Here is an 18,738-nt window from a genome sequence, read left to right on the forward strand (position 1 = left end):
GAGACAAAAATGACAATTGCTTATGCCTGTATCCTGTTTATGGGTTTATTTCCTTATGTTGCCGCTGGTATTGCTAAAAAAGGTTTTGAGCAATACGACAACAGCATGCCAAGACAATGGCTAGCGAAGCAAACAGGCTTTAGAGCGAGAGCCAATGCTGCACAAGCCAATTTATTTGAATCGCTCCCTCTCTTTTTTGCCGCAGTCATCATTGCATCTATAAATCAAGCACCTCAAGCGAGACTTGATCTATTGGCGCTTGGTTTTGTGGTTGCCAGAATCGCCTATCTGATTTGCTACGTAGCAAACTGGGCAACAGCGCGATCCATAGTGTGGTTGCTAGGCCTCATCTGTGTAATCGCCATCTTCTTTCAGATCTAGGAAAAATATTCATCACAATGACTACGAAAAAAATATCAGCAGATTCGCAAAATAAAGCGACTGCAAAAAAAGTAACAGCGAAGAGAGTAACGTCGAAGAAAGATGATGCTGGCACTCCACTATCTGTAGTTATCAGACGCCGTATCGAGGCGCAGAAGGCTCGCTTTCATGCGAATGACAACATTTCACAATTCATACAACCAGGTGAGTTGGAAGGCTTGGTTGATGAAGTAGCTGAAAAGATGCAGGCAGTCTTGGAGAGTTTGGTCATTGATACAAAAAATGATCACAACACCCAGAATACTAGTCGTCGCGTGGCGAAGATGTATGTCCAAGAGGTCTTCAGTGGTCGGTATGTGGACCAGCCAACCCTGACAAAGTTTCCTAATGTGAGCAAGCTAAATGAGCTCATGATCATTGGCCCCATTACTGTACGAAGCGCCTGCTCACACCATCTTTGCCCCATCATGGGCCGAATCTGGATTGGTGTATTACCAAATAAGGGCTCGGCACTTATCGGTTTATCTAAATACTCCCGATTGACTGAATGGGTTATGTGTAGACCACAAATTCAGGAAGAGGCGGTGGTTGAATTAGCCGATATGCTCGAGAAAAAAATCAAACCAATTGGCGTTGCGGTAGTGATGGATGCAGATCACTTTTGTATGCAATGGCGCGGTGTGAAAGACCGTGATTCCAAAATGATCAACAGTGTGATGCGCGGTGCATTCCTCAAGGACTCTAATTTGAGGCGAGAGTTCTTGGCGCTGATTGATCGAAAGTGATGCTTTGAAGAAATTAGTAATTTATTTATTCCCATTCATTTTGGCCCTAAGCGCATGTAGTGCTACTGATATTCCTAATCAAAATCAAGATCCAGTCAAAAATAACCCAGCAACTTATCGCAAAGATTTGAAAGAGTGCCAGGATGACTATCCACCCCAAAACTCGGGCACGCATATTCGTCAATGGATCGGATGCATGAATCTCAAGGGCTGGCAATAGATTGCTCTCTTGAATGGGTAGCAATTGGTTGGTTAAATTGTTATGAGAACAATTCTCAACTAAAAGACTATATAAAACAATAAGTTAGTCAGATCCTAGCAGTGATAAAACAACTCCACTATGATCACCCCAAGATTGTTAGAAGCTGCAGTGAATAGTCTGCGTATTTGTTTAAACCCTTATAAATAAATTTTGGAGAATCCATGAAAAATAGTCGTCGCCAATTTATGATTTTGTCAGCTGCTGGTGCTTGCACTTTGGCATTGAACGGTAAAGTTCAAGCTCAAGCAATGGTTGCCGAGACTGATCCACAAGCAGCTGCTTTGGGTTACAAATCTGATGCAACTAAAGTTGATAAAGCAAAGTACGCAAAATACGCTGCTGGTCAAGAGTGTGATAACTGTGCTCTCTATCAAGGCAAAGCAGGTTCTGCTGCTGGTGGCTGCTCTTTGTTTGCAGGCAAACAAGTTGCAGCTAAAGGCTGGTGCTCTGCTTATGCTAAGAAAGCGTAATGCGCTTTTTAATGTAGAAAAAAGTCAAAGCCACCCTCGGGTGGCTTTTTCGTTAGTAGACTCTCAATAAGAAATCACAAAAAATAACTGAGACAACATAAAAGCCAAATGAGACACACCGCTAGATACCTTATCAAACATTATTCGTTTTACCTGGGTGGCGATCAGCCCCCGGTAAGCTGGGCAGAACGTTTTCGGTCGTGTATTGGCACCCTTGTGGGCTTGATGCTCGTCATCACTTTGGCAAAAGTAGTAGGGGAATTGGTTGGGGTAGAGGAATGGTTGATGGCATCCTTAGGCGCTAGCGCTCTGCTGGTGTTTGTGCTGCCAGGCAGTCCCATGGCTCAGCCATGGGCGGTCATTGCAGGCAATACTATTTCAGCAGTAATTGGTATTGCGGTGATTGGTCTTGTAAAAGAACCGCTATTAGCGATGCCCATCGCAGCTAGTTTCGCAATTTTGGGAATGTTCGTAATGCGCTGCTTGCATCCACCTGCCGCTGCGGTGGCCTTGATCGTGGTGCTGGGCCATGTGACGCATTTTCGTTATGCGTTTTTCCCTGTAATGATTGACTCTATCTTGCTTGTCTTGGCTGGTGCAATATATAGCAATATGACAGGTAAGCGCTACCCTAATAGACCTCAATAGACCTGATTCAACAAGCTCTACCGAGGTCTATTTTTAGTAATTATTTGATTTTGGTAGCTGCTATTGAAGCGATGCAGTCTTTAATGCCGTAGTTGTGATACTTGCCGGCGTTTTCTTTTTTGAGTGATTGTGCGCACTCGCTGACAGAGTTCCGGACATTAATTTTTGGGGTATTGCCTGTTGTCATGTTTGACTCCTAAAGGTGGTTTATTTCTGAAATCAGCGCTATCTTGCGCTTTTTTGCTTACTGCAAGCGGCATTTTAAGAGATTTTTAGCTCTTTTTAACTCTTACAGGGCGATAAAATAGAGCTCAATTAGTGACCTTTTAAATTCTGTGGTCTTGAGAGAGTAAGCCATTCATATATGACGCATGTATTGCCCGTAATTCTTTGTGGGGGTTCTGGTACCCGTCTTTGGCCCCTCTCGCGCTCAGGCTTTCCGAAGCAGTTTTTAGTGCTTGCAGGTGACGGCACAAATCAAAGTCTCTTTCAGCAGGCTATCGGACGTATTCACCAAATTGCAAGCCAAACAATCACCTTGGGCGACACCTTGATTGTGACCAATGAAGAACATCGTTTTTTAGCTTTGGATCAATTGCGTGAGCTAAAAGATATATCCACTGTGCTTTTGCTAGAACCTATTGGTCGCAATACAGCCCCTGCGCTCAGCTTAGCTGCTTTACAGGCGGCAGGTAATGATGAAAAAGTCACAGAAGACCCAATCTTAGTAATTACTCCAGCAGATCAGACTATCCAAAATAACGAAACCTTTGTAAAAGCTTTGCAAGACTGCGTTGCAGTTGTTGAGAGTGATAAAAGCAATCAGACGATTGCCATTTTGGGTATTACTCCGACATCACCCGAGACGGGTTATGGCTATATCAAACGCAGCACTGCACAGGGTGCTCACAATGATTTTGTTGTAGAGAAGTTCGTTGAGAAGCCTGACTTAACAACAGCCAAAGCATATTTAATGAATGGAAATTATCTGTGGAATAGCGGCATGTTTGTGTTGCGAGCTAGCACTTGGTTATCCGCTTTACAAGAATTTCGCCCTGATATTTTTGCAGCCTCAGAGGCTGCATGGATCTCGAGAACAACAGATCAGGCGGGAGGTAAAGATATTGAAGCAAGCTTTGTTCGTCCCGATAAGGAAGCCTTTAAAGCTATTCCAAGTGAATCGATTGACTATGCGGTGATTGAAAAGTGCCCTGGAAGTAAATATCAAGTGAAGATGGTTGAGCTTGATGCAGGTTGGAATGACTTGGGTGCTTGGGATGCTGTTTGGCAGGTGGGTCAGCGAGATAAACATGGAAATGTGAAAACTGGTGATGCAGTGCTCAGCAATTCAAAAAATTCACTTGTTCACTCCAGTAGTAGACTAGTAAGTGCAGTTGGTGTTGAAAATCTCATCATCGTAGAAACGGCTGATGCGGTTTTAGTCGCTGACAGAAAAAATAGTCAAGATGTTAAAAATATTGTGACGCACTTAGAGTCGCAAAAACGCGAAGAAAAGAATTTGCATCGTAAGGTTGCCAGACCATGGGGTTGGTATGACAGTGTTGATGAGGGTGATCGTTTTAAGGTTAAGCGTATTCAGGTAAAGCCTGGCGCTAGTCTTTCACTACAAATGCACCATCACCGAGCAGAACATTGGATTGTGGTTAAAGGCACTGCAGAAATTACCAATGGTGATCAAGTCATTACTCTTATAGAAAACCAAAGTACGTATATACCTAAAGGACAAACGCACCGACTGGCAAATCCTGGGAAAGAGCCATTAGAGATTATTGAGGTCCAGTCTGGCAGCTATTTAGGTGAGGACGATATTGTGCGCTTTGAGGATCAATACGGCAGGAGCAAGTAATGATAGGTGCTCCAGTGGCCGCAATTGTATTGCTGACTTATAACCAAGAGCAGTTTGTTGAAGAGGCACTCTTAAGTCTCTTAAATCAGGACCGGGATGATATTGAGATCATCGTCAGTGATGATTGCTCTCACGATAAAACTTGGGACCGTATTAATACAGTAGTGAGTCAGTATGGTGGTTCTAAAAGAGTGATCCTATCTCAAAATAAGACAAATTTGGGAATAGTAGATAACTATCATGTTGCTTATCAAAGATCGTCGGCTAATTTAATTTTTATGGCAGCCGGCGATGATATTTCAGCGCCAGACCGATGTTCTAAGTGCATTCAATTTTGGCTTGATAGCAAAGAGAAATATGATTTAGTGGCTGCAGATGCCATCGATATGGCCTATGACGGTACTGTTTTAGGTATTAAAGAGAATGACCAAATTGAGGATTGGGACATCGATAAGTGGTTTGATGAAAGACCCTATTTTTTTGGCGCTAGTCACATGGTTACCAGACGTTTACTTGATCTAGCACCCTTGAGTAACCAACTGCCGTATGAAGATCAGTGCCTGGTATTCAGGGCCATGCTGATGGGGGGTATTGTCCGCCTTCCAATTCCTCTTGTATATCACCGGAGAGGCGGTATGACTCAACAACCTGATAACTTCAAATTTGCGTATAGAAAAAAAGAGATTATTCGAGACTTTACGAGAGAGGTCGAAGAGTTAAAGCAGTTTTCAAAAGATGCTGCTCTTTTAAATATGTCATCAGCGTTAGATTTAATTATTTTGCAGAGAAAAAAATATTGCGCTTCAATTTTGGAGTTATTTCAAAATCCACGCTCGATAAAATCACTCATCACTTTTTGGAAATCCTCAGATGTCCCGCTTAAAGATAAGGTTCGTTACTCCAAATATTTTCTCTTTTATCCTGGATTAGCAATTACTCATGGCATCAGAGACATATTGCGACTTATTAGGGATTGAGTGGGTAATTTACATTAAAAACAGTGCTTTATAAATGATGCAACAATAATGACCAAGAGGGATAAAGAGTAGCAGGGATTTAGAGGGACAAAAGAACGAGTGGTCTCTTACTTTTAGACTGAAGATATGATCAAACAATTTTCACCATATTCAACTCCAAAATCTCATATGCTAGGGTTATTCATGACGACCCTCTTTGCGGTTTTGTGGGCTGTATGGAGTCAGCCACATACGATAGCCTTGCGCAATGGCTTAATAACAGTCGGATCTCTCATGGGTCTTTATGTGTTTTTTCAGAGTGGAGATGTCTTGCGTTCTCGATCTGCTTGGCCAATCTACTTAGTTGGTATTTTGCTAGCCTGGATTACATTTCACCTTTTCTTTTTAAGTCACCAATATCAACTGCAGTTACAAGAGCTCCTCACAATCTGGAAACGTATTGTCTGGGCTGCCCCATTTGCAATGGGTTTGGGATATTTGTTGGGACAATCTGCAAACCCTGAAAGTAATGGTAATAAATCACGCGTTTTTTTAGGCTATTCATTGGCCTGGTGGATTTTTTATATTGGCATGATGACTCCAGCCATAAGCTACTTGGGGAGATCACTATTGATGCTGCTGGCTCAGCAGTGGGGTTGGCACTTGCCCGATGTTGCTAAACACATGCCAATGGATTCAACATGGCATATTCCAAAAATGGCAGCGGTCTTTTATTGTATTCCCGCGCTTGCAGTTGCCTGCAGTCAATGTGTTCAACTGGTAGGGTATAAGTCGAGTAAAAATTGGATTCTTGGCTTGATATACGCTGGAAGTATTGCAGCGATATTGGCCGTTTTTTATTTAGAGAACGCTAAAAATGGCATGGCTTACTCGATCTTGCTGCTTGGGATAATGTTGATTTGTATTGCCAAGAAGAAAAAGACTGCGTGGAGTTGGCGTGAGGGCTTTGTGATTGTTATATCCCTTTTGGCAATTGCATTTATTCTTCAACGGCATATCGAGCGTAGTCGTGAGTGGACAACATTGATTGCCGATATTAAAGTTGCCAATCTAGATCAAAGTGACGCATGGAAAGATTATGGAGCTCGTGGCTACCCAAAAAATGAGTTGGGTACTGTGGTTTCAGAGACAAATTACACCCGGGCGGCCTGGGCTCGTGTTGCACTAGGAATGATTGCCGAACTGCCACAAGGCTATGGATTAGTATATACATCGTTTGGTCAGCTGGCCAAAGAGAAGTGGCCTATTTCTACCGTAGTGCAAAGTCATAGCGCTTGGCTTGATCTAACGCTTGGAATTGGTATTCCAGGGGTATTTTTATTGATCTTGGCAGGATTACTGGCCATAAAGAATGCCCTATCAGCAGATTCTTCGCCTTGGAGTCAGGTGTCTATCTGGTTGTTATTAAGTATCGCCGCATTGATGGTGACAACTGAGGTTTCTCACTCACCCTACTTTGAAACTTTTGTATTTATGCTTTTGTGGGTAGCCGGAATTGGCCTAAATAAATCAAGAGCAACCAAAAACGCTTAAATAGAGTCAAAAAGTATCAATATTGGCGTGAGATAATCATCCAATTCTTTATCAGTAAACACAATATAGATTTTCTTGGTAAATATTGATAATAATGAACTGAATATGGGTTTCATTAACGAATCATCATGAGCTATGCAAAGTAAACAAAAAGTAGCATTAATAACAGGTATTACTGGCCAAGATGGCTCGTACCTAGCTGAGTTCTTGTTAGAAAAAGGCTACATTGTTCATGGTATTAAAAGACGTGCCTCCTCTTTTAATACAGAGCGTATAGACCACTTATATCAAGATCCCCATGTTAATCATCCCAACTTAATTTTGCATTATGGAGATTTAACTGATACCAGTAATCTCGTGCGTGTTATTCAGCAAACGCAGCCTGATGAAATCTATAACTTAGGTGCACAGTCTCACGTTGCTGTTTCTTTTGAGTCCCCTGAGTACACGGCGGATGTGGATGCAATCGGGCCGCTTCGCATGTTAGAGGCCATTCGTATTCTCGGTTTAGAAAAGAAAACACGCTTTTATCAAGCTTCCACCTCAGAGCTCTATGGTTTAGTGCAAGAGATTCCGCAAAAAGAAACCACGCCGTTTTACCCCAGAAGTCCCTATGCGGTTGCAAAGCTTTATGCCTACTGGATCACAGTCAATTATCGAGAGGCTTACGGGATCTACGCTTGCAATGGAATTTTGTTTAATCACGAATCTGAGCGCCGCGGTGAAACCTTTGTGACGCGTAAAGTGACGCGTGGCTTGGCCAATATTGCGCAAGGTCTAGAAAAATGCTTGTTTATGGGCAATATTGACGCCTTACGAGATTGGGGTCATGCAAAAGACTATGTGAGAATGCAATGGTTGATGCTGCAGCAAGATAAGCCTGAAGATTTTGTGATTGCTACGGGTATCCAATATTCTGTTCGGGACTTTATTATTCGCAGTGCGAAGCAGCTTGGTATCACTCTGAAGTTTGAGGGATCTGCTGAAAATGAAAAAGCGATTGTCTCTGCCATTGACGGAGATAAAGCGCCAGCGCTTAAAGTTGGCGATGTGATTGTGCAGATTGATCCTCGTTACTATCGTCCTACTGAAGTGGAGACTCTCTTGGGCGACCCAAGTAAAGCAAAAGAGAAATTGGGTTGGGTTCCCGAGATTACTCTTGATCAAATGATTGCGGAGATGGTGTCTCATGATTTAGAGGGGGCCAAGCAGCATGCGCTACTTCTCAGGCATGGATATACAGTAGCAGTCGGTAAAGAGAATTAATCAACCAACGAGCATCCTTGTGAATTCAAATGCGCACTTAAATCAAAAAATTTATGTCGCTGGGCATCGCGGCATGGTCGGCTCTGCTATTGTGCGCATTCTGCAAAGCCAAGGCTTTACCAACATCATCACCAGAACACACGCTGAACTTGATTTAACCAATCAAGCGGCAGTACAAGCATTCTTTGCCAAAAAAAAGCCCGATCAAGTCTATCTGGCAGCAGCCAAGGTGGGTGGTATTCATGCTAATAACACCTATCCTGCAGAGTTTATCTATCAAAACCTGATGATCGAAGCCAATATCATTCATCAGGCTTTTGAGAGTGGTGTTAAAAAACTTCTCTTTTTAGGTTCAAGCTGTATTTATCCCAAGCATGCACAGCAGCCCATGGCGGAAGATGCTTTACTTACGGGCACACTCGAGCCAACGAATGAGCCTTATGCGATTGCCAAGATTGCCGGGATTAAATTATGCGAGAGCTATAACCGTCAGTATGGGCAATCGCATGGGATTGACTATCGTTCAGTGATGCCGACCAATCTGTATGGACCCGGTGATAACTACCACCCAGAAAATAGTCACGTCATCCCGGCACTGGTAAGAAGATTTCATGAGGCAAAACTGACTAATGCTCCAGAGGTGGTGATTTGGGGCAGCGGCACTCCAAGGCGAGAATTCCTCTTTGTCGACGATATGGCCTCAGCGTCTGTTTTTGTTATGAATTTAGATAAATCCATTTACGATCACAATACCGATCCCATGAATAGTCACATCAATGTTGGGTCTGGTTCTGACATCACAATTGCCCAATTGGCGCAGGCTATTGCCAAAACAACCGATTACCAGGGAAAAATCACCTTTGACCCCAGTAAGCCTGATGGAGCGCCCAGAAAGTGGATGGACTCAAGCAAATTAAATCGGCTGGGATGGCAGCCTAAAGTTGATTTAATGCAGGGCCTAGGACTAGCCTACCAAGAAATGCAGGCTAGAGAGATACCCACAAATTAAGCAATTTTGACTTTTACTTCTGATATTTCTAATTTTTATCATGAGATAATAATGTATGTCGATATGAGTCATTAGCCATCAATATGCATCCTAATCAGTCACGGCAAGATAATCCCCAAGAATGTAACCATGAGGAAGAAATCTCCCTCATCGATATCATTCTCTTCTTAAAGAGTGCTTATAAGCCAGCCTTATTTTTTGGCGCGCTCGGATTGATAGTGGCCCTTACCTATCTATGGATAGCGCCAAATAAGTATGAGGCCAGCGCGCAAATTGCCATGGCACAAATAGGGACTGGTGGCGAGAAAAACTTAAATCCGTTGGGAGTCAATATTGAAGAGCCAGCCCTATTAATTTCTCGCCTATCAAGTCCAACGAGCTTTACACCTGTCGTGATTGGGGCGTGTGGCTTGCAAAACGAGGCAGATGCCAGTCTGCTGCTAAGCAAAACAATCAAGCTTACCATCCCCAAAGGGGTAGGGAATGTGGTGGATTTAAAAACCACCGGCACGAGTTCAGAGAGCGCTCTATCGTGTGCCAATGCCATTTTTGAGCTAATTCAAAGCACTCAGGCGCAAATTCTTTCGCCGTATATCGAAGAAGCAAAAATCAAATTAGCCGATGATCAAGAGCGTTTGCAAAAGGCTAAAGATTTGGTTGCTAAATCCGATAAATCAGGCCAGGCAATGAGCGCTGCCTACCTCTCAACGCGAGATGAGATTCGCTACCTGCTGGACGATATTACTTCTTTAAAAAATATTGCCACGGCCAATCAAAATAGAGCTACCCATTTGATCGCCCCAATTTATGCTAATGACAAACCCGTTAGCCCTAAAAAAGGGGTGGCTCTTGCAGCGGGATTATTTGCGGGTTTGTTCTTGGGAGTGCTAGTCGCCTTAGGCCGTAAAATGTGGGCAACATTCAAATCGGCGCTAACAACGCAAGATAGAGGGGCGCTCTGATGCTTTCTCAAGGCAAAGGAGTAGTGCGAGATCGGGCATTAGCGGGCTTGAGTCATTGAAGTCTTACTTTGTTCTCAGTTGAATGATAAATACTAATTCCGCTACGATACCTTTATTTGTATTGGCTGGTGGATTTGGAACAAGACTTCAATCTGTTCTTGATGGATCTCCAAAAGCACTTGCTCCAGTAAATAACAAACCATTTTTATCGTTGCAAATCGAGCACTGGCTTAGTCAGGGAGTGGATTCATTTGTTTTTTTATTGCACCACCGTGCGGATCTGATCATTGAGTTTTTAAAAAGTGAAGAAAGTAAGCTGCTAAAAGATTGTAATGTTCAGTATGTCGTAGAGTCAAAGCCTATGGGAACGGGTGGTGCAATAGCTTATGCGATTGAGCAGCTAGCCTATGAGGGCGATTTTTTACTAACTAATGCCGATACCTGGCTTGGTATAGGAGTTGATGAAATGATGAAGGCCTCTTCGCCATCAATTTTGGTTGTCAAAGTTGAGGATGTCGGGCGCTATGGGGAGGTTGTTTTCGATAATTATCGACTAGTTACTGCATTTGTCGAGAAAAGAGAGAACCCTAATGTCGGTTGGATTAATGCTGGAATTTCTCGTCTGAATGCAGATTTATTTAAGGGTTGGGACGGTCAACCATTTTCATTGGAAAAAAGCACTTATCCACAGTTAGTTGAAAAAAAAGTGTTGGCTGCAATTACTCTGGATGCGGATTTTATAGATATTGGTATTCCAGAAGATTATTTGAGATTTTGTTGCTGGATTGAATCTGAAAAAATGATTAAATTGTAAGTTATGGATAAATTTCAGATACTTGGAAAAGCGACCCTAAAAGAGGCTCTAGCGCGCATAGAGAGCAATCATCATGGGGTGATTTTTGTGGTAGATGAAGTCGGGGTAGTTTTTGGTGTTGCTACTGATGGTGACATACGCCGTAAATTGCTTCAAAACGGATCATTAGAGGATTCAGTTGGCTCTTGCGCTAACGCAAATTTTGTTTGGGCTGATTTAAGTACCCCTCGTGAAGCTCTCCTCAAGCAGCTTGACCATCGGATTAAAGCAATTCCAATTTTAAACGCCAAAAAGCAACTCATCAGTATTGTTAGTCGAAATCACTTACCAGTTTTGGATGAAGAGCGCACTTATGCACGTGCACGTTCTCCAGTGAGAATTAGTTTCGGTGGGGGTGGGTCAGACTTAACGCACTACTTTGCAACGGAATCTGGTGCAGTCATCAACGCAACTATTTCTCTCTACAGTCATGCCACGCTTAGGGTTCGTGATGATGAGCATATTGAGGTCTATTCTCGAGATTTGAATGAGTCATTAATTGCTGAGAATTTACAAGATGCGTTGGTGCGCAAGTGTAATTTTGGCCTTATCCAGGCAATCTTAAAAGTTGTGCAGCCTGAATTTGGATTTGAATTGTATTTGCATTCTGATTTTCCAATGAGTTCTGGGCTTGGTGGTTCTGCAGTAGTATCAGCGGCTATATTGGGTTGCTTTAATCAATTCAGGCAGGATAAGTGGGATCTTCATGAGCTGGCAGAGCTTGCTTATCAGGCCGAACGGCTATATTTTGGGGTGGCGGGTGGATGGCAAGATCAATATGCCACCGTATTTGGCGGGATAAACTTTATGGAATTTAGGATGGAGCAAAATATTGTTCATCCTTTGCGTATTCCAGCAGATATTTTGCTGGAGTTAGAAGAAAGCTTAGTCCTTTGTGATACTGGAAACGCTCATAATTCTGGGAATATCCATGAAGATCAGCAGCGACATATGCAACAAGATGACGTGCAGAAAAAAGTTCAGTCAAATGTGGATTTAACGTATGCAATTCGAAATCATTTATTGCGTGGCAGATTATTTCAGTTTGGGCAATCGTTAAACGAAGCCTGGCAACTAAAGCGCCAATTTAGCGAAAAAATTTCTAGTCCTTTTATTGATCAGATTTATGATGGAGCTTTGCAGCAAGGCGCCATTGGAGGCAAGTTATTGGGTGCTGGCGGCGGTGGCTTTTTTCTTTTCTATGCGCCCCCTTTTCAAAGGCATCAGTTAGTTAAATGGCTAGAATCTAAAGGTTTAAAAATCCATCCATTTCGCTTCGATCCGGAAGGTCTAAGGGCTTGGTCTGCGCGAGAGAGCAAACATCATCGGGAAGTAATTAATTTATGAAGATCCAAATTGGAAACTTTGAGATAGGCGCTGGTCGCACTTTCATCATTGCTGAAATTGGAAACAATCACAACGGAAGCTTTGATCGTGCGATCGAGATGATTGATCGCGCCGCTGAAATGGGGGTTGATTGTGTTAAGTTTCAGATGCGCCATTTGGAGGGGGTGTATCGTAAGCGCTCTCTAAGGAGGGATGGCGAGGATTTAGGCACAGAATATATTTTAGATCTCTTGCATCGCTTTGAGTTGGGTGTAGATGAACACAAAAGACTTTCTGAGTATTGCTCCCGTAAAGGTATTTTGTACCTTTGCACTCCTTGGGATGCCCTCAGTGTTGATGTTCTTGAGAAATTTGATGTTCCAGCTTATAAGGTCGCCTCGGCAGATTTGACCAACTTACCTTTATTGGACAGATTAGTTGGCACCGGAAAGCCCTTAATTCTTTCCACTGGGATGAGTAAGCCAGACGAAGTGCAGCGCACCGTCGATTTTCTAAATCGCAGGAATGCCGCATTTATTCTGCTCCATTGCAATAGCACTTATCCCGCACCTTTGCATGATATTAATCTGAGGTGGATGCATCAGTTGCGAAAAATTCATCCATTGGTGGGCTACTCTGGTCATGAGCGCGGGATTAATGTCTCGCTTGCAGCTACCGCACTCGATGCTTGTATTATTGAGCGTCATTTCACGTTAGATCGAGATATGGAAGGCCCTGATCATGCTGCTAGCCTAACTTACTCTGAATTTAAAAAGATGATTGAGGGGGTTCGTGAGATAGAGGTAGCCTTGGGTTTTGGTGGAGAGCGCCAACTGTCGCAGGGGGAAATGATCAATCGTGAAAATTTAGCAAAAAGTTTAGTTGCTACAAAAAAACTTAGCAAGGGAACCATTCTTTCTGCCGAACATATCAAGGTCAGAAGTCCGGGGCAAGGATTATCCCCACAAAACTATGAAGCCTTATTAGGCCGAGTGCTAAGTCATGACATGATGGAGGAGGATTTTTTCTATCCGTCTGATCTTGCAGATCTCAGAATTGAGCCTCGTCCCTATACATTTTCGCGTCCATGGGGGGTGCCAGTTCGCTATCATGACTTTGGTGAATACTATTCCCGCATTCAGCCTGACATTTTTGAATTTCATCTCTCATACTCTGACATGGAGTTAAATCCAGGTGAGTTTCTAAAAGGAACATATGATTGCGGATTTGTTGTTCATGCACCTGAATTGTTTGCAAATAGCAAGTTAATGGATTTAGCCTCTCCAGATGAGGGTTATAGAAAGTTTTCAGTTCTAGAAACGCAGCGCGTTATTAATATTACTCGTTCCTTAAAGCAATTTTTTCCTAAGACTATTCGTCCAATGATTGTTGCTAATGTTGGCGGCTTTACTATGGACGAGCCGTTGCCTTTGGAGGTTTTGAATTCTTATTATGAGCGTTTTGCAATAAGTTTAGGTGAGCTTGATATAGAGGGGGTGGAATTAATTCCACAAACAATGGCACCCTTTCCCTGGCATTTTGGAGGTCAACGCTATCAAAATATCTTTGTCAAGATTGACGAGATTGTTGAGTGGTGTAACAAGTTAAATTTGCGTATGTGTTTTGATATTTCTCATACGAAGTTAACTTGCAATCACTTTAGTTTAGATTTTTATGACTTTGCCAAAAAAATTGCGCCATTTACTGCCCATTTGCATCTTGGGGATGCCAAAGGATTAAATGGTGAGGGCCTTCAGATTGGTGATGGCAACATTGATTTTGAGCGGCTTGGAAAAATTCTGAAGACTGGATGTCCAGTCGCATCATTTATCCCTGAGATTTGGCAAGGCCATAAAAATGGGGGTGAAGGTTTTTGGATTGCCTTGGAGCGATTAGAAAAATTATTATGATTGATCGTATGCAGATCCAGATTATTAAGGAAATTGAGCAATCTGTAGCTATTAAAAAAGATGTTTTGGCGGACCAAAAGATAGTCAAGAAAATTCAATTATTGGCAGAGACCTGTCTTGCATCGTTACGCGCAGGGGGTAAGGTGATTTTTGCAGGTAATGGAGGTAGCTTTGCTGATGCCCAGCATTTATCTGCAGAATTTATATCTAGATTTATGTTTGATCGCGCTCCACTTGCTTCTATTACATTGGGTACAAATAATTCAGCGTTTAGTGCAATAGGAAATGATTATGGCTATGAGCAAGTATTTGCACGCGAGTTGGTTGGAATTGCAAAAAAAGGTGATGTTTTTATACCAATTTCTACTAGCGGCAATAGCTTAAATATTTTAGCGGCCGTAAGAGCAGCAATTGAGCGCGACATATCAACGGTAGCATTGACTGGAAAAGCCGGCGGAAATTTAAAAGAGTTGTGCGAGTGTATTTGTATTCCATCTGATAATACTGCTCGTGTTCAAGAATGTCATATTCTGATTGGACATATATTGTGTGGATTAATAGAGTCAGAGTATTTTAAAAATAAGTAATCTTAATGTGGAATATTTGAAGATGCCGACCAATGTATCTGGTTTTATAACTGTAAGAACTTCCTCTTCGCGACTACCAAATAAATGCCTATTACCTTTCGGGGATGGAAATGTCCTCGAGCATGTCATTAGAAGGGCAAAGCATTATGAAATTGAGCCGATAGTTTGCACTAGTACAGATAAAAGTGATGACATTATTGTGGAGATTGCAAAAAATGAGGGTGTAAAATTTTTTCGTGGAGAATTGAGAAATAAATTAAAGCGCTGGGCCGACTGCGCTACATTTTTTGATCTCACATCATTCCATACTATTGATGCAGATGATCCTTTCTTTGATGGAGTGGAAATTAAAAGCAGTATGGCATTGTTGCGCAATGGATCATATGAAATGGTTTCTCCATCAAAGGTTTCCTCCTCGGGTGGTGGCAGCGTTGGGTTCTCATTAGCTACAGAACTTATAAGTCGAGCAGTTAGCGATCTTGCGCAGGATGAAGACACTGAAATGATGTGGTTTTATTTGGAGAAAATAAGCAACATTAGATCCATAACACTTTTGGATAATCCCTTAACTCCTAAAAATTTAAGACTAACCCTTGACTATCAAGAGGATTATTGGTTGCTTGAATCGGTGCGAAGAATCGTTGGAAATTATGCAACACGAGATTGCATAGATAGGTTATTTATTGATAATCCAGACTTATACAAAGTTAATTGGTTTCGCAATGAAGATTGGAAGTTAGGGCAAGTGGCAAAAAAATTTTAATACTTAAGTTATACATAGAATGAATAAAATATGAATAATACAAAACACCCCTTTGGAAAATTTAATGGTAACGAGGCTGAATATGTTTTGCGTGCTCTTGACACTGAAAACATAGAAAATAAATCATTTCCTTGGGTACAGCGTTTTGAGGAAGCGTTCTCAGAAAAGGTTGGATCGAAATATGCTATTGCCGTGAATTCCGGCACTTCTGGCTTGCACGCTGCATTATTTGCAGCCGGCGTTAGTATTGGTGATGAGGTTATTCAGCCTGCCACTACTGTGGTGATGGATGCTTACGTAACTTTACACTTGGGTGCAGTGCCTGTATTTGTTGATATTGATCCAAAAACTTGGAACATTGATTCAAAAAAAATTGAAGAAAAAATTACAAAAAAAACTAAAGCGATAATAGTGGTCTCTCTTTATGGCCTTCCCGTCGACATTGATCCAATTATGGAGATTGCAAAAAAATATAATTTGGTAGTCATTGATGACTCTGCGGAAACCTTAATGAGTCGTTACAAAGGTGGCGTGGCTGGAACACATGCACATTTTGGAGTATACAGTTTTGAGAAGTCTAAACATATAACTTCTGGCAGCGAAGGTGGCATGATTATCACCTCTGATGAAAAGTTGGCAGTTTTGGCTAGAAAATTTGCGGGTATAGGGTACAAAGGACTGACTGCCAAGGCTGGAAGAACAAGTCTAGCATCATCAGTTTATCAAGATCCTGGGTATGAGCGGTTTGATCTCATTGGTCTGAATTACCGTATGAATGCAATAACTGCCGCAGTTGGATTGGGACAGTTTGAGCGAGTAGATCACCTGGTAGAGCGCCGTAAAGCAATAGGTGCAATGTTTTTAGATGCGGTATCGGGGTGCGAGTGGATAGAGACTCAAGAAGTCCCAGACCATTCGGATCATGGATACTTTACCTTCGGCATTCTTTATCTTGGCCACGATAAAAGAGGGATTACTTGGAAGAATTTTTATGATAGCTACAGGAAAGCTGGGGGACATGGATTTTATGCATGTTGGAAAAATCCGTATCTTGAGCCATCACTAAGAGGGCTTGAAATGGGTGGGCAAAAGTTTGACGCTGGACTTTGCCCAGTTGCCGAAGATTATCAATCAAAGATAATGGCATTTAAAACCAATTACCGAAATCTGGGTGAGGCAAGACAGCAGGCCAATATTCTGTCTTCATTAATTGATAAAATTGGCAGATAGAGTTTTTGATGATGCCTAAACTATTGAAGCTTCGTTATGGGATTGTTCAGGGAAGATTAATACAAGCGCCACCAGGAGAACTTCAGTGGTTTCCGCAGCAATACTGGGAATCAGAATTCTTTCTCGCAAGCTCTCTGGGAATTGATTACATTGAGTTGATTGCCGAACGACAATTCAACCCTGGGAATCCACTATGGACCGATGACGGAATTTTTAAAATTAAAGAATTAGCTCAGAGAAATAGGCTCTCATTGCATGCGTTTTGCAATGACTACGTAGTTGAACATGACCTCATTGAGGATCCGGAAGTCTTAGCACAATGCCTTCTTTTAATTGAAAGGGGAGCTTTGCTTGGATGTGAAAAGTACATTCTGCCACTTTTTGAGGCATCTGAGATATCGGCAAATAATTCAACAAAATATATTTATGCGTTGCAAGTCATAGCCGAGAAATGTGCTGAGAATGGAATGATTTTATGTTTAGAGACCATCTTAAATGGTTCGGAATTGGTAAATTTATTATCTAAAATTAACAATTCATCGGTTGGTGTTGTGTTTGATACCGGAAATCGTGTGGCTTTTGGACACAATCTAGCCAGCGATATAAGGCTTCTAGGTGATCAAATTAAACATGTTCACATCAAAGATAAAAACAATAAAAATCAAAATGTTCTTCTTGGAACTGGGCTTGTAAATTTTCTTGAGGTTTTCGAGGCGCTTGGGGATATTCAGTATAAGGGCCCCTACACCCTTGAAACTCAGAGGGGAAAAAATCCCATAACAACTGCATTATTTAATATGGAGCTCGTAAAATTTTTCTACTCTGAGGGCTATTCAAAGTGAACTTCTCAAATGTTTTATTTGTTGGTTTGGGCGGTGCGGGACAAAGGCATTTGAGAATCTTGAATAAATTGATGCCTAAAAAAACTAAATTTAGTGCTTTTAGAAGGGTCGCTAGCACCCCGCTATTGAGGCCTGATTTTACAGTGGATGCCGACAATACAATTGAATCTGTATATAACCTCCATTTATTCGATGAATTGACGGCAGCCTTTAAAAGCAAACCGGACTTGACTGTCATTTCAACGCCTACATCATATCATCGCGAGGTTATGATGATGGCAATAGAATCAGCCAGTGGAATTTTGGTTGAAAAGCCTTGGGCAGAAAATCTTCGAGGCTTTTCAGACTTTGAAAGTCAAGTGCTGTCAAAAAAACTGCCATTCCACATTTCATTTCAACGACGATTTCATCCCCAAATTAAAAAAGTTAAACAGGCGCTTATTTCAGGTGTGATAGGTATGCCAGTGGCAGCAACTTTTTCCGTATATTCCAATGTCCCCTCTTGGCATGACTATGAAGATTGGCGGGGTCTCTATGCTGTTCGATCTGATCTTGGCGGAGGAGTTTTATTAACTGAAATTCACGAAATTGATCTTGCAAACTGGTTTTTTGGGTTACCAGGTGCGGTGTTTTGTACTGGTGGAAATCGTGGCCCGCACAAGTTGGAGGTGGAGGACGCGGTGCAATTACTTTTGCTCTATACCAATTATTCAGTACAAATTACTCTATATTTTATGCACAGGAAGCCCTCTAGAAGTTTTCATATAGTTGGTACTGAGGGTGAAATTTATTGGAGCGAGGGCAATAATAGACTTGATATATCTTCCTTTAGCGCCCAATCTGAAATTAATTCTATTCAATTAGTTTCTAATGAGGAGATGTTTGAGGAGCAGGCGAAATATTTTCTAAATTCTTGGACAATTGGCGACACAAAAGAGTCCCTTAGTAACGCTTTTGGTTCGCTTGCAATTGTTGATGCAGCCAAACGATCAATGAAAAGTGGCAAACCTGAACCTTGTGAATACATGAATAGCTAACTTTGAATTTATGTTCTATGTGAGCAAAAA

Annotated in this window: 20 protein-coding genes; 19 read left to right on the forward strand and 1 reads right to left on the reverse strand. The window is 41.9% G+C overall.

The genetic code is table 11. The features are described from left to right. Nucleotides 1-9: 9 nt before the first annotated feature. From ICV39_RS01600 to ICV39_RS01620, 5 genes are all read left to right on the forward strand, one after another. Nucleotides 10-381: an MAPEG family protein gene (locus tag ICV39_RS01600; RefSeq protein ID WP_215390168.1), complete on the forward strand. Its 372-nt coding sequence runs from the start codon at nucleotides 10-12 to the stop codon at nucleotides 379-381. Nucleotides 382-398: 17 nt separating this feature from the next. After that, nucleotides 399-1,166, forward strand: coding sequence for a GTP cyclohydrolase I (gene folE / locus ICV39_RS01605; protein ID WP_215390169.1), 768 nt, complete (start codon nucleotides 399-401; stop codon nucleotides 1,164-1,166). A 4-nt stretch (nucleotides 1,167-1,170) separates the two neighbouring features. Continuing rightward, nucleotides 1,171-1,386: a hypothetical protein gene (locus ICV39_RS01610; protein WP_215390170.1), complete on the forward strand. Its 216-nt coding sequence runs from the start codon at nucleotides 1,171-1,173 to the stop codon at nucleotides 1,384-1,386. Nucleotides 1,387-1,589: 203 nt separating this feature from the next. Beyond that, nucleotides 1,590-1,898 carry a high-potential iron-sulfur protein gene (locus tag ICV39_RS01615; RefSeq protein WP_215390171.1) on the forward strand — a complete coding sequence of 103 codons (309 nt, stop codon included), beginning with the start codon at nucleotides 1,590-1,592 and terminating at the stop codon, nucleotides 1,896-1,898. Between the two features lie 225 nt (nucleotides 1,899-2,123). Beyond that, nucleotides 2,124-2,546, forward strand: coding sequence for an HPP family protein (locus tag ICV39_RS01620; protein WP_251372747.1), 423 nt, complete (start codon nucleotides 2,124-2,126; stop codon nucleotides 2,544-2,546). Nucleotides 2,547-2,586: 40 nt separating this feature from the next. Here ICV39_RS01620 and ICV39_RS01625 read toward each other — a convergent pair whose 3' ends face one another. Beyond that, the gene (locus ICV39_RS01625; protein ID WP_215390173.1) at nucleotides 2,587-2,733 is read right to left on the reverse strand and encodes a hypothetical protein; all 147 of its coding nucleotides are present in this window, start codon (nucleotides 2,731-2,733) and stop codon (nucleotides 2,587-2,589) included. Nucleotides 2,734-2,910: 177 nt separating this feature from the next. Between ICV39_RS01625 and ICV39_RS01630 the strand changes: the two genes are divergently transcribed. From ICV39_RS01630 to ICV39_RS01695, 14 genes are all read left to right on the forward strand, one after another. After that, nucleotides 2,911-4,413, forward strand: a complete 1,503-nt coding sequence (locus ICV39_RS01630; protein ID WP_215390174.1) for a mannose-1-phosphate guanylyltransferase/mannose-6-phosphate isomerase — start codon at nucleotides 2,911-2,913, stop codon at nucleotides 4,411-4,413. Next, nucleotides 4,413-5,390: a glycosyltransferase gene (locus ICV39_RS01635; RefSeq protein ID WP_215390175.1), complete on the forward strand. Its 978-nt coding sequence runs from the start codon at nucleotides 4,413-4,415 to the stop codon at nucleotides 5,388-5,390. Before ICV39_RS01630 ends, ICV39_RS01635 begins: the two co-directional genes overlap by 1 nt. 183 nt (nucleotides 5,391-5,573) lie before the next feature. Beyond that, the gene (locus ICV39_RS01640) at nucleotides 5,574-6,923 is read left to right on the forward strand and encodes an O-antigen ligase family protein (RefSeq protein ID WP_215390176.1); all 1,350 of its coding nucleotides are present in this window, start codon (nucleotides 5,574-5,576) and stop codon (nucleotides 6,921-6,923) included. Nucleotides 6,924-7,058: 135 nt separating this feature from the next. Next, complete coding sequence (gene gmd / locus ICV39_RS01645) at nucleotides 7,059-8,189, forward strand: GDP-mannose 4,6-dehydratase (RefSeq protein WP_215390177.1); 1,131 nt, start codon at nucleotides 7,059-7,061, stop codon at nucleotides 8,187-8,189. Between the two features lie 19 nt (nucleotides 8,190-8,208). Next, on the forward strand, nucleotides 8,209-9,198 hold the full coding sequence (locus ICV39_RS01650; RefSeq protein WP_256437479.1) for a GDP-L-fucose synthase: 990 nt from the start codon (nucleotides 8,209-8,211) through the stop codon (nucleotides 9,196-9,198). Nucleotides 9,199-9,281: 83 nt separating this feature from the next. Then, nucleotides 9,282-10,160: a Wzz/FepE/Etk N-terminal domain-containing protein gene (locus ICV39_RS01655; protein ID WP_215390178.1), complete on the forward strand. Its 879-nt coding sequence runs from the start codon at nucleotides 9,282-9,284 to the stop codon at nucleotides 10,158-10,160. A 121-nt stretch (nucleotides 10,161-10,281) separates the two neighbouring features. Beyond that, the gene (locus ICV39_RS01660) at nucleotides 10,282-10,974 is read left to right on the forward strand and encodes a sugar phosphate nucleotidyltransferase (RefSeq protein WP_215390179.1); all 693 of its coding nucleotides are present in this window, start codon (nucleotides 10,282-10,284) and stop codon (nucleotides 10,972-10,974) included. A gap of 3 nt (nucleotides 10,975-10,977) precedes the next feature. Further along, nucleotides 10,978-12,360: a CBS domain-containing protein gene (locus ICV39_RS01665; protein WP_215390180.1), complete on the forward strand. Its 1,383-nt coding sequence runs from the start codon at nucleotides 10,978-10,980 to the stop codon at nucleotides 12,358-12,360. Continuing rightward, nucleotides 12,357-14,249 (forward strand): N-acetylneuraminate synthase family protein, encoded by a 1,893-nt coding sequence (locus tag ICV39_RS01670; RefSeq protein WP_215390181.1) that lies wholly within the window; start codon nucleotides 12,357-12,359, stop codon nucleotides 14,247-14,249. The genes ICV39_RS01665 and ICV39_RS01670 overlap by 4 nt, the downstream gene beginning before the upstream one ends. Continuing rightward, nucleotides 14,246-14,836, forward strand: a complete 591-nt coding sequence (locus ICV39_RS01675) for an SIS domain-containing protein (RefSeq protein ID WP_251372702.1) — start codon at nucleotides 14,246-14,248, stop codon at nucleotides 14,834-14,836. Before ICV39_RS01670 ends, ICV39_RS01675 begins: the two co-directional genes overlap by 4 nt. 22 nt (nucleotides 14,837-14,858) lie before the next feature. Continuing rightward, nucleotides 14,859-15,599, forward strand: a complete 741-nt coding sequence (locus ICV39_RS01680) for a cytidylyltransferase domain-containing protein (RefSeq protein WP_215390182.1) — start codon at nucleotides 14,859-14,861, stop codon at nucleotides 15,597-15,599. A gap of 30 nt (nucleotides 15,600-15,629) precedes the next feature. Beyond that, nucleotides 15,630-16,829: a DegT/DnrJ/EryC1/StrS aminotransferase family protein gene (locus ICV39_RS01685; protein ID WP_215390183.1), complete on the forward strand. Its 1,200-nt coding sequence runs from the start codon at nucleotides 15,630-15,632 to the stop codon at nucleotides 16,827-16,829. 8 nt (nucleotides 16,830-16,837) lie between these two features. Continuing rightward, entirely contained in the window at nucleotides 16,838-17,671 is an 834-nt protein-coding gene (locus ICV39_RS01690; protein WP_215390184.1) for a sugar phosphate isomerase/epimerase, read from the forward strand. Continuing rightward, nucleotides 17,668-18,708, forward strand: coding sequence for a Gfo/Idh/MocA family protein (locus tag ICV39_RS01695; RefSeq protein WP_215390185.1), 1,041 nt, complete (start codon nucleotides 17,668-17,670; stop codon nucleotides 18,706-18,708). Before ICV39_RS01690 ends, ICV39_RS01695 begins: the two co-directional genes overlap by 4 nt. The last annotated feature ends 30 nt before the right edge of the window (nucleotides 18,709-18,738 follow it).

Source organism: Polynucleobacter sp. MWH-UH25E (genome assembly GCF_018687095.1).
In the GTDB taxonomy this organism is placed as follows: Bacteria; Pseudomonadota; Gammaproteobacteria; order Burkholderiales; family Burkholderiaceae; genus Polynucleobacter.

Excerpts from the sequence above, each read along its gene's own strand:
- ICV39_RS01600 (WP_215390168.1), top strand. The coding sequence starts at position 10 with ATGACAATTGCTTATGCCTGTATCCTGTTTATGGGTTTATTTCCTTAT.
- gmd (WP_215390177.1), top strand. The coding sequence starts at position 7,059 with ATGCAAAGTAAACAAAAAGTAGCATTAATAACAGGTATTACTGGCCAA.
- ICV39_RS01675 (WP_251372702.1), top strand. The coding sequence starts at position 14,246 with ATGATTGATCGTATGCAGATCCAGATTATTAAGGAAATTGAGCAATCT.
- ICV39_RS01625 (WP_215390173.1), bottom strand. The coding sequence starts at position 2,733 with ATGACAACAGGCAATACCCCAAAAATTAATGTCCGGAACTCTGTCAGC.
- ICV39_RS01640 (WP_215390176.1), top strand. The coding sequence starts at position 5,574 with ATGACGACCCTCTTTGCGGTTTTGTGGGCTGTATGGAGTCAGCCACAT.
- ICV39_RS01665 (WP_215390180.1), top strand. The coding sequence starts at position 10,978 with ATGGATAAATTTCAGATACTTGGAAAAGCGACCCTAAAAGAGGCTCTA.
- ICV39_RS01630 (WP_215390174.1), top strand. The coding sequence starts at position 2,911 with ATGACGCATGTATTGCCCGTAATTCTTTGTGGGGGTTCTGGTACCCGT.
- ICV39_RS01635 (WP_215390175.1), top strand. The coding sequence starts at position 4,413 with ATGATAGGTGCTCCAGTGGCCGCAATTGTATTGCTGACTTATAACCAA.
- ICV39_RS01620 (WP_251372747.1), top strand. The coding sequence starts at position 2,124 with ATGCTCGTCATCACTTTGGCAAAAGTAGTAGGGGAATTGGTTGGGGTA.
- ICV39_RS01685 (WP_215390183.1), top strand. The coding sequence starts at position 15,630 with ATGAATAATACAAAACACCCCTTTGGAAAATTTAATGGTAACGAGGCT.
- ICV39_RS01615 (WP_215390171.1), top strand. The coding sequence starts at position 1,590 with ATGAAAAATAGTCGTCGCCAATTTATGATTTTGTCAGCTGCTGGTGCT.
- ICV39_RS01655 (WP_215390178.1), top strand. The coding sequence starts at position 9,282 with ATGCATCCTAATCAGTCACGGCAAGATAATCCCCAAGAATGTAACCAT.
- ICV39_RS01670 (WP_215390181.1), top strand. The coding sequence starts at position 12,357 with ATGAAGATCCAAATTGGAAACTTTGAGATAGGCGCTGGTCGCACTTTC.
- ICV39_RS01680 (WP_215390182.1), top strand. The coding sequence starts at position 14,859 with ATGCCGACCAATGTATCTGGTTTTATAACTGTAAGAACTTCCTCTTCG.
- ICV39_RS01690 (WP_215390184.1), top strand. The coding sequence starts at position 16,838 with ATGATGCCTAAACTATTGAAGCTTCGTTATGGGATTGTTCAGGGAAGA.
- folE (WP_215390169.1), top strand. The coding sequence starts at position 399 with ATGACTACGAAAAAAATATCAGCAGATTCGCAAAATAAAGCGACTGCA.